14 protein-coding genes are annotated in these 15,412 nt (G+C 33.6%); 13 read left to right on the top strand and 1 reads right to left on the bottom strand.

Translation table 11 applies throughout. The features are described from left to right. The first annotated feature begins 276 nt into the window (after positions 1–276). The 7 genes from J3U14_RS09115 to J3U14_RS09085 all read left to right on the top strand — a co-directional run bounded on the left by J3U14_RS09115 (position 277) and on the right by J3U14_RS09085 (position 6,567). Positions 277–1,866, top strand: coding sequence for an ATP-binding protein (locus J3U14_RS09115; protein WP_267351953.1), 1,590 nt, complete (start codon positions 277–279; stop codon positions 1,864–1,866). An 18-nt stretch (positions 1,867–1,884) separates the two neighbouring features. Beyond that, positions 1,885–2,586 carry a response regulator gene (locus tag J3U14_RS09110; protein WP_065559672.1) on the top strand — a complete coding sequence of 234 codons (702 nt, stop codon included), beginning with the start codon at positions 1,885–1,887 and terminating at the stop codon, positions 2,584–2,586. 173 nt (positions 2,587–2,759) lie between these two features. Further along, complete coding sequence (locus tag J3U14_RS09105; RefSeq protein ID WP_267351954.1) at positions 2,760–3,731, top strand: glutathione S-transferase family protein; 972 nt, start codon at positions 2,760–2,762, stop codon at positions 3,729–3,731. A 17-nt stretch (positions 3,732–3,748) separates the two neighbouring features. Then, positions 3,749–4,489, top strand: a complete 741-nt coding sequence (locus J3U14_RS09100; RefSeq protein WP_267351956.1) for an amino acid ABC transporter permease — start codon at positions 3,749–3,751, stop codon at positions 4,487–4,489. Then, entirely contained in the window at positions 4,486–5,244 is a 759-nt protein-coding gene (locus J3U14_RS09095; protein WP_267351958.1) for an amino acid ABC transporter ATP-binding protein, read from the top strand. Before J3U14_RS09100 ends, J3U14_RS09095 begins: the two co-directional genes overlap by 4 nt. Positions 5,245–5,262: 18 nt before the next feature. Next, on the top strand, positions 5,263–5,688 hold the full coding sequence (locus tag J3U14_RS09090; protein ID WP_267351960.1) for a GNAT family N-acetyltransferase: 426 nt from the start codon (positions 5,263–5,265) through the stop codon (positions 5,686–5,688). Positions 5,689–5,730: 42 nt separating this feature from the next. After that, positions 5,731–6,567 carry a transporter substrate-binding domain-containing protein gene (locus J3U14_RS09085; protein ID WP_267351962.1) on the top strand — a complete coding sequence of 279 codons (837 nt, stop codon included), beginning with the start codon at positions 5,731–5,733 and terminating at the stop codon, positions 6,565–6,567. Positions 6,568–6,836: 269 nt separating this feature from the next. On the opposite strand, the gene J3U14_RS09080 is transcribed toward J3U14_RS09085, so the two are convergent. Beyond that, on the bottom strand, positions 6,837–7,577 hold the full coding sequence (locus J3U14_RS09080; protein ID WP_267351963.1) for a carbonic anhydrase: 741 nt from the start codon (positions 7,575–7,577) through the stop codon (positions 6,837–6,839). 337 nt (positions 7,578–7,914) lie between these two features. On the opposite strand from J3U14_RS09080, the gene J3U14_RS09075 reads away from it, so the two are divergent. The 6 genes from J3U14_RS09075 (at position 7,915) to J3U14_RS09050 (ending at position 15,193) form a co-directional block, all read left to right on the top strand. Then, on the top strand, positions 7,915–10,347 hold the full coding sequence (locus J3U14_RS09075; protein ID WP_267351965.1) for an excinuclease ABC subunit UvrA: 2,433 nt from the start codon (positions 7,915–7,917) through the stop codon (positions 10,345–10,347). Positions 10,348–10,487: 140 nt separating this feature from the next. Then, positions 10,488–11,375 carry a serine hydrolase domain-containing protein gene (locus J3U14_RS09070; protein ID WP_267369634.1) on the top strand — a complete coding sequence of 296 codons (888 nt, stop codon included), beginning with the start codon at positions 10,488–10,490 and terminating at the stop codon, positions 11,373–11,375. A gap of 241 nt (positions 11,376–11,616) precedes the next feature. After that, the gene (locus tag J3U14_RS09065; protein ID WP_267351968.1) at positions 11,617–12,999 is read left to right on the top strand and encodes an MATE family efflux transporter; all 1,383 of its coding nucleotides are present in this window, start codon (positions 11,617–11,619) and stop codon (positions 12,997–12,999) included. 233 nt (positions 13,000–13,232) lie between these two features. Next, positions 13,233–13,535, top strand: coding sequence for a hypothetical protein (locus J3U14_RS09060; RefSeq protein ID WP_267351969.1), 303 nt, complete (start codon positions 13,233–13,235; stop codon positions 13,533–13,535). Positions 13,536–13,852: 317 nt separating this feature from the next. Continuing rightward, positions 13,853–14,527, top strand: coding sequence for a hypothetical protein (locus J3U14_RS09055; protein ID WP_267351971.1), 675 nt, complete (start codon positions 13,853–13,855; stop codon positions 14,525–14,527). Between the two features lie 75 nt (positions 14,528–14,602). After that, the gene (locus J3U14_RS09050) at positions 14,603–15,193 is read left to right on the top strand and encodes a hypothetical protein (protein WP_267351973.1); all 591 of its coding nucleotides are present in this window, start codon (positions 14,603–14,605) and stop codon (positions 15,191–15,193) included. Positions 15,194–15,412: the final 219 nt, after the last annotated feature.

Genomic DNA, 15,412 nt, shown 5'->3' with positions numbered 1-15,412 from the left:
ATAAGGCCACCCTTTTAAATTTTGCTCAACGGGCTTACTCGTTGATTCTTTTTGATTATGCGTTTTTCCAATTGAATTGAAATCCACCATATGTATTTTTTCTCCAAAATGATTTGATTTGTTCGAATTAATTGGCGCGTATAGTGACAAAATATGAATCTCATTTTTGTGATATAAATCATATTTTAACTGTGGTTTTTATGGTTTTAATGGCTCAAAGTTTTTTTATGCTGTGTTACACTCACCTCTACTTTAATTTGAAAAGTAAATGTAAAAATGCGAAAGAAAGTACAATTATCATTTACTACGAAATTATTTTTATCTCTTTTGATCTTTTCATTGATTATTTTAGCTCTATTACAAAGTTATATTTGGAATGCGACAGAAACAAATTTATACCGAAGTTTAGGTGAAAAAGCGCAAATTCAAGCAAGAGAATTAGCAGTAATACCCAGTTTAATAAAATATGTTAGAGAAAAAGATACTAATAAAATAGCTGAATTAGTAATTGATATTTTTCAACAAAGTGACGCAAGTTATATTGTTATTGGTGATGAAAATGCCCATCGCCTTTTTCATACTGCCAATAATGCCCTATTTTCACCCATGATTGGTGACGATAATCAGCAAGTACTCAATGGCAATAGCAGTGTTACCATTAGTAAAGGTTCACTTGGGTTAGCATTAAGAGGCAAAGCACCAATAATTGATCAAGGTAAAATTGTTGGCATTGTTTCAATTGGTTATATGATTGATGATATTTATGCACTACATATCAAACAAGTCATCCCTTTTATCTTTTTTTGTTCATTACTATTTTTAGCATTGTTTATCTTTTCTTTTTGTTTTTCTAAGGCAATCAAAAGACAGATGTTTAATTTGGAGCCAAAAGATATTGCATTACTGGTAAAAAGTCAAAAATCAATTATGGAATCCATTTTTGAGGGTGTCATTGCCATTGATCTTGATTACAAAATTATGAATATCAATCAATCAGCAAGATCGATGTTAAAAATTAAAGTCAAAGATAATGAATTGATTCATCATACCTTATGGGATTTTATTGAATCAACAGAATTTATATGTGGAAATGATAACAAGATCCAAGATATACATGATCATATTTGTTATTTTAATAATATTATTGTCATTGCTAATCGAATTCGAATTATGGTTGATAATAAGATTAAAGGTTGGGTTATTACGTTCCGTAATTACAATGATATTAACTTATTAAGCATGCAATTAACTCAGGTAAATCAATATGTGGATAATTTGCGCACATTAAGACACGAGCATCTTAATTGGATGGCAACACTATCTGGCTTAATTTATATGAAGCGTTACCAAGAAGCAGAATCTTTTATTGCGTTGCACTCTGCCGATAATCAAGCTAGCTTAGATTTTATAACTGAACATTTTAAAGTACCTGCTGTATGTGGTCTGTTAATAGGTAAATATTCTAAATCACATGAAATTGGTTTAAAACTGATGTTCGATCCTGCATGCCAGCTAAATGCATTACCCGATTCAATTACCGAAACAGAATTTATGTCTATTTTAGGTAATTTACTTGATAACGCATTCAATGCTAGTTTGAAAAACGATCGTGGCAATAAAACAATCTATTTATATCTTAGTGATGCAACCGATGAAATTGTTTTAGAAATTAGTGATCAAGGTTGTGGTATAGATGAGAAAATTCGTGATTCAATTTTTAAACCCGGCGTCACATCACAAGATACTAAAGAACATGGGATTGGTTTGCATCTCGTTTTGACTTACATTAAAAAAGCTAATGGCTATATTACATTTGAAGATAATGAACCTTACGGTGCAATTTTTTCCGTTTTCATACCCAAATAACATGAGGGATAAGAAAGTATGAATCAATCAAAAGATGATATAATTAAAGCACTTATAGTTGAAGATGAGCCAATTTTAGCTGAGCTAAATGCTGATTTTATTCAACGTGATACCAAAGTAAACGTTATCGGTATTGCCTCCAATTTAGCTGAAGCAAAAATAATGATCGATAAATTAAAACCAACTTTAATTTTATTAGACAACTATTTACCAGATGGAAAAGGTATCGATCTTTTTGAATATATCATTAATAATCATCTAGATTGTTATGTTATCTTCATTACTGCAGCCAGTGATATGGATACGTGTAGCAAAGCAATACGCTTGGGTGCATTTGATTATTTAATAAAACCACTGTCCTATCAACGTTTAAAACATTCGTTAGAGCGCTTTGAGCTGTTCTTATATCGGCAAAGCCTACAAAAGCATGTCAATCAACGAAGAATTGATGAACTTTTTAATTTGCAAACGAAAGATTTTGTCGGCATTAATCGTCATTCAAAAGGTATCGAGGAAATCACTCTACAAAAAGTTAAAGATCTATTTATGAAAACAGACAAACCGTTAACGGTAGATGATATAGTCGAAAATGCCCAAATCAGTAAAACGACCGCCAGACGATATTTAGAACACTGTGTTCAAACAAAATTATTAACCGTTGAACTTAACCATGGAAAAATCGGGCGTCCTGAAAGACTATATAAACGATTAGGTAAATAGTTCCAATTACCAAACACGAGTTAAGTACCACTAAAACCAGCTATCCATATAATTGATAATTATATAAATATGCTTATTTATTATTTTATCCTCTAAATATTTGATGCTAGATTGAATTTATCCAATCCTGAAACAGGATTGATTCTGCCGTATCAAATAAGAGGAGTAAGCATATGTCTATAGCGATAGGAAAGGTAGTCACTACCGAAAATAATGAAATTAACCAAGATGGCGCTTTTGTTCGTCAATCTAATCGATTTGATACTCCCTTCGGCAACGAGCCAGGCATGCTGCCGGTTGAATCGGGTCGTTATCGTTTAATTTGGGCGGCAATTTGTCCTTGGGCACACCGCCAGATGATAGCGATTAAGTTATTGGGGTTAGAGCATGTGATCAGTGTTGGTAAAGTATCACCCGTCCGTACCAGCCATGGTTGGGAGTTTTCGCTGGATCCTAAAGGCGTCGATCCGGTGCTCGGTATTCGCTACTTACCTGAAATTTATGCCTCGACAGATCCCACTTACCATGGTCGAGCAACCGTACCAACCATAGTGGATGTGAAAACCGGCAAAGTGGTTAACAATGACTATTTTAATTTAACTTACTACTGGGAAACCGTTTTTAAACCCTTTCATAAATCAGGTGCGCCCGATCTGTATCCTCAACATTTACGTAAGGAAATTGATGAACTTAACCATGTGATTTTTCATGAAGTGAATAATGGCGTTTATAAGGCAGGGTTTGCACGCTCACAAAAAGCTTACGAAGAAGCTTATCATCTTGTATTCAATCAATTAGATAAACTGGAGCAACGTTTAGACAAATCACGCTATCTATTTGGTGATAATATTACTGATTCCGATATTCGTCTGTATGTTACATTAGCGCGCTTTGATGTTGCCTATTATTCTGCATTCAAAACTAACCGTAATCGAATTATTGATTACCCTAATTTATGGGCTTATGCCAGAGATCTGTATCAAATCCCGGCTTTTGGTGAAACCACCGATTTTGAAGCGATAAAAAAGGGCTATTTTTTGAGTAATAATGCGCATAATCCTTATGATATTTTGCCTTTAGGCCCTGATGTTAGCAATTGGCATGCTCCCCATAATCGAGATAAACGTTTTAGTACAAATCACTAATTATTGGGATAATACGAATGCCAAATATAGTAGATATTGGATTAATTTTCAGCCAAATTCCGACATTACTTGCTTATTTGCCGGTCACATTGTTTATTACTCTTTTTTCAATGTTACTAGGAGTAATGTTAGGACTTATCATCGCTATTATTAAAATGAACAAGATACCTGTTCTTTCCCAGATAGCGATGATATTTGTTTCATTTATTAGAGGCACGCCATTGCTAGTGCAACTCTATTTAAGCTTCTATGGTATTCCTATTATATTACGTTATATCAATTATTATTATCATACCGATTTTAATGTTAACAGTGTTCCGCCAATGCTGTTTGTTTTGATTGCGTTTTCCTTTAATGAAGCGGCATATAATTCAGAAACAATACGTGCCGCATTACAATCGGTAAATAAAGGACAAATTGAAGCAGCACAGTCCCTTGGGATGACCTATAGCCAGTTATTACGTCGAATCATCATTCCGGAAGCCTTTATTGTCGCCCTACCCAATCTTGGTAACGCACTAATAGGCTTACTTAAGGGCACCTCCCTCGCCTTCGTTTGTTCTGTAACTGAAATGACGGGCAGAGGTAAAACCTTAGCGGGACATAGTTATCGCTATTTTGAAGTCTATATTTCATTGGCACTCATCTACTGGGCATTAACCATTATTATTGAATTAATCGTAAGATATTTGGAAAAGCGCCTTACGATATCTGACACGGTGAATACGCCAAGTTATCGCCGAGGGAAGCTATTATGATAAATGTGCAAAATTTAACTTTATCTTTTCAAGATAATTCAATACTCAATAATCTTAATTTTCACATTAAACCTCATGATATTGTGGCAATTATCGGTGCGTCAGGAGCAGGCAAATCAACATTGCTACGATGCTTAAATTTATTAGAAAGACCGCAATTCGGTAAAATTACCATTGATGATATTAAGTTGGATGTCAGCCGTGTAAAGCGATCGCAATTAGTCAGGTTTCGCCAACAAACTGCAATGGTGTTCCAACAATTTAATTTATTTCAACAAAAAAATGCACTAGAAAATGTAATGGAAGGATTAGTTGTTGTAAAAAAATATCCGAAAAATAAAGCACAACAAATAGCTTATGACAAATTAGTTGAAGTTGGACTGGGTGAACGAATCTATCATTACCCTAAACAGCTATCGGGTGGACAACAACAACGAGTAGCCATCGCCAGAGCGTTAGCCATGGATCCTAAAGTATTATTACTTGATGAACCCACTTCCGCCTTAGATCCTGAATTAGTCGGAGAAGTGTTAGCTACGATAAAATTAGCAGCAAAGTCAGGTATAACGATGCTCCTTGTCTCTCACGAAATGAGTTTTGTACACGAAATCGCAACCCGAGTCTTTTTCTTGGATAAAGGGCAAATAATAGAAGACGGCACACCAAAACAAGTGTTTACCAATCCAACTCAGCAAAGAACTCGTGATTTTTTAACGCGCTATTACAATACCATGCAAATGGAGTATGAAATCTAATGAATAAAAGAGGTCGTAATGAGTATTGTTTTACAACAACATTGTCAAAATATTAACTGGCAAGATGTCGCTGACTTACTTGCCTTTTATGGACTCAGTTCGCTTGATGCCAAAACCCAAGAACAAGTCTTTAAACAGAGTTATGGCGTCGTTTTTTTACTGGAAAAAAAACGAGTAGTGGGTGTGGGACGCACATTATCAGATGGTATTTGTCAGGCAGCCATTTATAACATTGCGCTGGCAAACCATTTACATGGTCAGCAATTTGGACGGTTAATTGTGGAAAAACTGGTAGAACAGGTCAAACACTGCAATATCATTCTTTATACTCATCCCCAAACCATCGAATTTTATAAAAATTTGGGATTCGATTTAATGAAAACGGGAATGGCTCGTTATCAGGTCGATCATCGAACAGAAATGAAAAATATGGGTTTTATCTAAAACTGTTTTAGCTTTATTCCGTAAAAAAAGGAGAGTAGCATTATGAATATCCCCACAAATTATTTTATTTCAGCTTTAAGCGTACTAACTTTAACTGTTTTATTATCTGGCTGTGATAACGCAAAAGAAAACTCACCTACACCCCAAAAGGAAAAAATTACTATTGCTACCTCTGGCGCACCCAGCCCTTTTACGACGGTAAATGATAAAGGAGAATTAATTGGCTACGATATTGAGGTGGTCAAAGCGGTATTTGCCCAATTACCACAATATGAAATCAATTTTGAAGTTACCGAGTTTCCTTCGGTTTTAGCAGGACTTGACTCTCAACGTTATCAAGTCGGAGCCAATAATTATGCGATGAATGAAAAACGCAAAGAAAAATATTTTTATTCTTCGCCAATTTTCATGAACCAATATGTGATAGCAGTAGCTGAAAATAATGACAATATTAACCGTTTTAGTGATTTAAAAGGCAAATCGACTGAAGTTTCACCAGGGCTTAATTATGCTACAGCCTTAGAGTTATACAATGAACAAAATCCCGATAACCCCGTCAACATCATTTACAGTGAAGCAGACTTACTGCCAGTGTTACAGCATGTTGAAACAGGACAATATGATTTTCAGTTAATTGATAAAGTCATGTTGTCGCAATATATCAGCGAACATAACTTGAAACTCAAAAGTATCGATTTAAGCAACGAAGATGCTGAACGTATTGCTTCCCCCTATAGTTACTTATTGATCAGCAAAGGAAAGAAAGGTGAACAATTAACCAAAGATATCAATCAAGGCATCCAAAAGATCATCAATAATGGAAAATTATCAGAAATTAGTATTCATTATTTTGGTGCTGATTATTCACCCAAACAGTGAACTAACATAATCAAAATAACCAACTGGTTTATAGCTAAAACATGGGGTTAAATAGCGTTGCCTACCATAATGAAATAGATCTATAAAGCACTTATTCACAATGCTTTAAAATGCTGAATATTATGGGGAAGGCTTAGTATGGATTTATACTCAAATGGTATCAAGGTCTTTACTTTTACAAGTATCTTTAAGCTATAAAATGTAAGACTAGAAGATTTTCTTATTGATAATTAATGGCTCTTGGAAAGATGATTCCAGAGCCAAACTAATTAATCAACAATGATTCGTCCATTTAACGGTTGAATTGGTCGGTTATTATCATGCTGCATAATTGAATGAAATTTTTCGATTTGTGCTTTTGATGCATAACTTTCATGTTCTAACACAATCCACCTTACCCCTTCTGTACAAGGTGGCGTAGTTAGTGAACCACTAAAGCGGTAGTAGTCCAATACATTGGGTAATAACGCTTTTATATCAATGGTATTATCTAATAACAAACTATTATTAACCACTGTTGGCATTTGCTGCCATGCTTTTTCTAATTCTAAATTAGTTTTGCCTTCTTTAAACATTAACGCCATTACCGCTAAATCGCCATTTTGATTTTTATAAACAAAATGCGCCTCCATCGGATAATGCTTACCGTTAATTTCATTTTCGCTAGGCGTATGAAAGTGGAATTGCTGCAATGTAAAAACTTCATCATCCAACGTTAAACTATTTTCACCCGATACATTGATTTGTATAGTATGACCATTATTAATCATTTCTTGCTTAGAAGAATTGAAAATAAGACTAAGCTCAGGATGATTTGTTTTAAACGCATGTTCAATATTGATTGGTGATTGATTCTTGCCATTTTCACAAGTTGAATATTCCGGTGAAAGCTTTCCCCAGTTTTCAGGCTTTTCTTGCCCATCATATCCCCAATGAGTGGTATGTTCATTTGCAAAACAGGGGAAGCTAAATGTTGCAATTAAAGCAACAATCCTAATGTTCAATTTCATAACTTATCAACTTAATAATGTAATTTGTGACGAAATTATAGACTTATTAAACTAGTCTGACTATCTAATATTAGTTAATTAAACAATTATCACAAAAAACCTCATTAAGGCCTCTTAAAAAAATTTGAACTGTTTTTTAAACAAACAATATAGTTAACCAAATATCGGTACAATTCCAGCTTATGCACAAAATTACAATTTTGTCAATAAATTTTAAAAAATATAGATATTTCATTTCACTAATAAAAAATAATGCTCTATATTTCCTCAATAGTTTGATCTTAACGATAAATAAATTAGTTAAAATTTCTTAATTAAAAAGACAAGGTGTGATTAGATGAAAAGTATAAAAATAACAGGAGCTCGCATTCACAATCTTAAAGATGTTGATATTACTATTCCCAAAAACAAATTAACCGTTGCTACTGGTATAAGTGGATCAGGAAAGTCTAGTCTGATGTTTGATATTGTGTTTGAAGAAGGACGTAAAGGGTATCTTCAATCATTAGGAATATTTCCGGGACTTGAAAATGAGAGAAAATTTGCAAGCATAGAGGGTATTGGCCCGACAATTGCAGTTAAACAAAGCGTTGTACGTCAGAATAACCCAAGATCAACAGTCGGTTCAAAAACAAACATATTCAACCTTCTCGCCCTACTGTATTCAAGTGAAGGGCGGGTTAAATGTTCAGAGTGCAACGAAACTATTGGACAAGATAAGGTCTGCGCTAAGTGTGGACATGAGGAAGAGCGCCTTGAATTAGGCTATTTTTCCTATAATAACCCTAACGGAATGTGTATGAAATGCGCTGGCAGAGGCGCATATTATCACGTTAATATGGAAAAGTTTATTGCAAATAAAAATCCCACCGTTCGAGAGTTATTTAATTTTATCGGGGTCACCCCCGGTATACTTCGCGTCTTGGAAAGGAATTTCAAAGGCTATATGGATCAGCCTTATTTAGAAATACCGGATGAAATAAAAGAAGAAGTGGTAAACGGGCATTATGTCAGCAATAACAGTGCAAATCAAAGCTTCTGCTTATCAAGAATTTTGCAAGCTAAACACAAAAGAGGCGAATATTTAAATGGTCTGTACGAAATAACCCTCTGTTCAGAATGTCATGGATATCGCATTGGTGAAGAAGCTCGCAACATATTAATTAATGATAAACATATTGGTCAAGTCGGCAAAATGACTTTAGACGAGGCTAAAACGTTTTTTGAATCGGCATTGGAACTAAACGAAATAACGCAATTTGGGAAAAATCTTCTTAACGATATTTTGGGTAAAACAAACTCATTAATTGCTTCTCGTTTAGGTCATTTGTCACTTTATAGAGAAATGTCCTCACTAAGTGGCGGGGAAATACAACGACTCTTCCTTAACTCGCATTTGGAGTCGAAACTTGAATCACTTATCTATATTCTTGATGAACCCACAGTCGGACTACATGAATCAGAAAAACTTGAACTTTTACAATCTATAAAAGCGCTTAAAGATTTGGGCAACACGGTTATTGTTGTGGAACATGACAGAAGTACGATAGAAATAGCTGAACATATTATTGATATTGGTCCCAAAGCGGGGATTGAAGGCGGAGAAATTATTTATGAAGGTGATTATGCCGGTCTGTTAAAATGCGATAAATCATTGACAGGACAATATCTTTCCGGCAAGGCAAAAATGCCGTTAAGGATGTTAAAACAAAATATCGATGACTCTGATTTTCCTCGTTTAGTCATTCGACACGCCAAAACCAACAATTTAAAAGATATTTCAGTCGCATTTCCATTAGGCGTTCTTATTGGGGTTTCGGGCGTTTCCGGAAGTGGAAAAAGCTCCTTGATATCGAACACGCTTACGCCCCTGTTAAAAAGTTATTTTCGCTTAGACGCCAATAAGAACAATACCAATAGAGAAGAAAACGAAGTAGATTTTGAAGATGAATCACTATTAATCGAAACAATAGCCGAAAGGCTTGATGGCGCAGAAAATATTTCTGGCTTTGCTGAAGTATCGCAGGCACCAATAGGAAGAAATATAAATTCGAATCCTGTTACTTTTACCAAAATATGGGACAAGATACGCAGATTATTTGCAGAACAACCCGAAGCAAAACGGTTAAATTTAACGGCGGGACACTTTTCCTTCAATTCCGAGGGTGCTTGCCGAGAGTGTAATGGTAGTGGACGTAAAGCTATTTTTCCTGAAGGTAGTTTAAAGATGTACGCAACATGCGAAAAATGTAAAGGTAAAAGATATAACAACGAAGCTTTAACTGTCATGTATAAAGGGAAAAATATTTCAGAAATTCTTGATATGCAGATTTCGGAAGCGATAGCCCTATTTAGTGATAATGATTTCATCGTTCGTCCGTTACAGATAATGGAACGGATTGGTATGGGATATATAAAGCTTGGGCAACCCACTTCAACAATGAGCGGAGGGGAAACCCAAAGACTTAAACTCGCGAAGGAATTAGGACAGCAACGAAAAGGTAATATCTTGTATATCATGGATGAACCCACTACCGGTTTAAGCCTTTATGATACAGCTCAGCTGATAAAACTGTTGGATGAATTAATTAAAAGCGGAAACTCTGTGATTGTTGTTGATCATAATCATGAAGTTCTTGAATCGTGTGATTGGATTGTGGAACTTGGTCCTGAAGGAGGATTAAAAGGTGGTGAAATTATTGCCGAAGGAACGCCTAAAGACTTGGTGAAAAATCCAAAATCACTAATCGGAAAATACCTTACGATTTGAAAAGTGGATACTTGATTATGGCTAATATAAAAGAATTAGAAACCATTGATGCAGAATCGGTGGATATGAATCCAGATAAATTGAGAGAGCTGGATGTCGCCTTGAATTTTCAACTAGGTATTATTAAAGGAATCGCGATTTTGCGAAAAGGCGGCATTGTGTTTGAAAAATATTTCAAAGGTTACCATGCTGAAAATACTCATCATCTCACTTCAGTAACACAAAGCGTTACTTCCGCTTTAGTGGGAATAGCCATTGATAAGGGATATATAAAAAGCGTCGTTCAACCAATACTGGATTTCTTTCCAGAAGCGGAATCCAAAGCCAGTGATATGTTAAAGCGACATCTGACAATCAAACACTTACTTACCATGACTGCACCCTATTCTTGGAAAAAGAGTGAGCCATTAGATAGGTTGAGAAGGCAAAAGAATTGGACGATGTTTATGCTTGAAATGTTGGGACAAAAAGGCCAGCTTGGGGAGTTTCAATTCAATATGTCTAATGCCCACCTTCTTTCAGCGATTATTACGCGGAGTACTGGACTATCAACCCGAGAATTTGCCAATAAATCATTATTCAGCCATTTAGGGGTTAAAGAGATCGTTGACCAGCAGATGAAATCCTTTTCTAAAGAAGAGGTCTATGGTGAAAGTATTACCGGTTGGATAAAAGATCCTCAAAATATCAATACTGGAGGCTGGGGACTGTCTTTAACTCTGCGTGATATGCTTCGTTTGGGATATTTGTATTTGAATAAAGGCCATTGCAATGACAAGCCGATCATTTCAGAAAACTGGATAACTGAATCGCTAAAACAGCATACGGAAGATTCTGGCTATATGTGGTGGCTTAGAGAAGATAAGGGTATTAACACTTTTCTCGCGGCAGGCATAGGCGGAACTTATCTCTATTGTGTTCCCGAAAAGGATCTGATAGTGGCAATCGTATCGAAAGTCGACAAAATGATAATCGACAGGTGGGAACTCATGGCGGATTATATTATTCCATCAATTACAGACAGTTAATTTTTTCGTCGTAAATAAAATATCCCTTCTGCGATTCATTCCACCAAAAGGCAAGAAGGTTTTACCGCGATGAACGTCTATCAAAACGTTTTAGGTTGGGATAGGTGCTGTTCGGGCAGGTACTATAAAGTGAAAAATATAATGGATATTTTGCTCTCGATAACATGTCGATTAGACGCTTTTTTGCGCTAGAGAAAAATAATATCACTATTTATTAAAAAATAAACTTAAAGAGAAATCTATGTCAAATTTTCAAGAAAAATTGCAAAAAGGCATGTTTGAAGGTCCAATCATGCCAATAATTATAAAAATAGGGATTCCCATTCTTATTGGTCATTTATTAAATTATGCTTACTTAATAATCAATACCTATTTTATTTCATTGATCAATCCTACTTCTTCAGCCCCGTTGGCGGGAACCGGTCTCTTATTTCCATTATTTTTTGTCTTTGAAGCTATCGCCTCAGGTTTAGCCGTTGGACTCAGTACTACAACGGGGCGATTGATCGGTGAAAAACGATTTAATCATTATCAAAATCTGGGTGTTACAGGTGTCGTCATAGCTTTACTGCTAACCGTGCCATTTATGATTATGTGTTATGCTTTTGGCCCACAAATTATTAATTTATTATCAGGTGATAAATTAAGCCTAGAAGCAACAGTTTATAGTCTACAGTTTTTATATTCATTAGCCCCAGGTTTACTGTTCATAATATTATTACAGGTTTATGGCGGTATTCTTATTGGCGAAGGCCTGACATATGTTACTGCAATATCATTTATGATTATGGTAACGCTCAATATCATACTTGATCCGATATTGATATTTGTACTCGATATGGAAGTGGCTGGTGCAGGTTTAGCCACAACAATATCGTTATTTATGGCTTTTATCTATTTAATCCGCTTTATACACAAGGGAAAATCAAGAATTCCGTTAACATTTAACTTTGCTCACTTTAACGGAAAAATTGCCAGAGAAATCATACGGATTGGATTGCCTCAGTTTTTAATGACAGCCTCAACTTATATCATTATCGTTGCATATAACAAAATGATCACCAATACCTTTGATGAAAATGCAATGAATGCATGGACATTGGTTGGGAGAATTGATCAGATTTTAGTTATTCCGATGATTGCTATTGCTGGTGCAATGACGGTCTTTATTTCGCAAAATTATGGACGTAATCAACTTGATCGGATTAAAGAAGCTTTAAATCTAAGCTTAAGGACAATAATGATATTATGTAGCATCATTGCAGCAGTGTATGTATTACTTTCTCCTTGGTTATTTTCAATATTTACTTCAATACCAGAAGTAATTGATCTTGCCAGAAAACAAGTGCTAATCGTATCATTTACCTTTTGTTTTATGGCAATATCGTGGATAATCGGATCATGCTTTCAAGCGACAGGAAAACCCCTACCTGCGGTAATTATCCTTTATATTAGAATGATCATTATTTTTTCTATAGGACTATATTTAGTCTATGTTCAAAAAATGGGAATGAATGGCATTTTTATCTCTATGGCAATCGGAAACCTAATTTCATGTTTATTGTCATTTTTGTGGGTGAAGAAAAGGCTGAAATCATTAAAATTCAAATCAATTTTGGAATAAGTTATTTTCGTCTATTGCTACGCTATTATCTCAAACAATATTAAGCAAATAAGCTAAGTACAAAAGTTAATCAAGTAGAAAAAAGACATATTGTAAAAAATAATTGGGTAGATATTGAATATCATTATATTATTGGAAGAAAAGAATAGGGAAAAATTAATATTTATGAAGCACATCCCCCGAATTAAAGTCGAAATTCAATCAGTTCAATAAGATTATAAATGGATGACAATATGAAATTATTAAAGATCTTAATAATACTATTGCTATTAATTAAATGTTTTACCCAAATTCTTATTTGCAAGGATGATCCTACTGTCTTTTTGGCGCTAAAATTGAATCCTCTTTCTGAAAATTATAATTATATTAATTATTTAAGTCACAATAGTTATTATGTTTTGTTTTCTGATGAAAATGAAATGATAGGACAAAATATCATTGATATGATTTATAAGATTCCTTTAATTCTTTATATTTCAGTTTTACTGATATTATTTTTTTTAAAACATAAAAATGCCAAAGAGAAAACCCTATGAAGCAATTTTTACCTCATATTGCTTTTTGGGGTTTGATATATTTTTGCTTTTTATAAAGAGGTTACTGAGCCACAATTATTAAGTAATGAAATAGAGAAACATTTACTCGAAAGAAGATTAGATAATTATGATATATCGTAACTTATAAACAAAGACATCAAAAAAATTTATTCTGATGATGATTTTAAGTTTAAACTGGATGCTTATTATTATTTATACCATTTAAAAAATAATTACTGGGAGTTTGATAAAGCGGAAAAAATGGTTCTAAATAGTCTTAACAGGTTGATTTAATAGTAAAAGGAAACAATTTTAAAATGAGAATATTATTACTGATTCTATTGTCTTTGGCTAATATAGCATGTAGTCAAAAAATAGAAAATCAATCAGCAGTGACTCAAACAATCCCACATTTTGATGCTACGGTTTATCAACTTATTGACCTTTTTAATAAAAAGAATTTTAAAGAAATTAACCAATATATTAATAAAGATATAGGTCTTTTCATTGTATATAATGGAAGTACCAGCCCAACAATGAGAAGAATTGAACAATTTAAATCGAATAATAAAATAATTGAAAATACAATACCGTCTTGGGTAGACGATGAATTGCTAGGGTTTTCAATATCTGGCAATCCTAAAATACAATATGAACAATATCCTCCATTTGATCCATGTAGTGAAAAAGTCACTAAACTAGGTCTGTATGCCAATTCAAAAGAAAAAAATATTGAGGCTTTAAAAATAGCGCTTGGTTATTATCATTGGGAACTAAAACACTATCAATTTGAAAAAAATCCTGTTTGGGAGGAATATCAATCCATTGCCAATAAAATAGCCCCTAAAACAGTTAAAGTTGTCTATATAGAAAACTTTCCAGGTATAATACCGAATCATGAAAAAAATATTTTTATATTTTATCTAACCCAATTAGATAATAAATGGTATTTAACCATTCTAGATTTTTATACTATGGATTGCAGTGCATAAAATGCGTGGTAATAAAAAATATATCGGCAAAAATTAGACTAAATTCCTATAATACCAAAGATGGAGATGATGAAAATGAAAATAAACCGCACTACCATAAAAATTAAAAACTATTTGATTAGTTTATTTTTAGCAATTTTTTTACCATTCAGTTGTAATGCCTACGAAAATCAATATATAGATACAAAATTCGTCTATGAAGCACAATATGATCGAAATAATGATTATTTTAAATCAAAAGAGTTAGACATGCTTTTTAATCTTAATAATGAAGACTACTACCTACCAGATACTTTTGGTCTTGATGCAGAGTTTTATTATGTTCGACCGATATGTATTAAAGGTAATCTTAAAGATAATTATATTCTTTTATATGATAAAAATGACATTTTAAGAGATGTGCTCCCCGTTGCTAATAAATATGTATATTCTATTGATGTTCGATTAGAAAATAATAAAAATGGAATTTGTTTGGGGACATTTGATAAAGAAAATGATTTTTTTGAGATTGAAAAAATTTATGAAGTCACTAAGGAAATAAAATTAAAACCTTTATCAATTGAAACCAAAATATTGGACTGTCCTATACCTGCTGATTACAATACTGAGGATATTGTAGGAATGGAAGATTACTTCAAATATGGCGTATTACGCAATAGAAAATAATAGTTTTAAAAAAGAATTAGTTTTAAATAGTTTTATAGAAAATCAACATAAAAATCCTGAATAATGATATACCAATTTATTGCGACTAAATGATATATAATTATTCAGGATTTTTTTACTATGGATTGCCGTGCATAATATGCGTGATAATAAAAAAATATTCTGGCAAAAATTGTTAATATTCATAGTAAGTTATCAATTAAAAATCCACCTAAGATA

The organism is Gilliamella sp. B3801 (assembly GCF_026536645.1).
Classification (GTDB): Bacteria; Pseudomonadota; Gammaproteobacteria; order Enterobacterales; family Orbaceae; genus Gilliamella; species Gilliamella apicola_I.
This window is presented reverse-complemented; position numbering and strand designations above follow the sequence as displayed.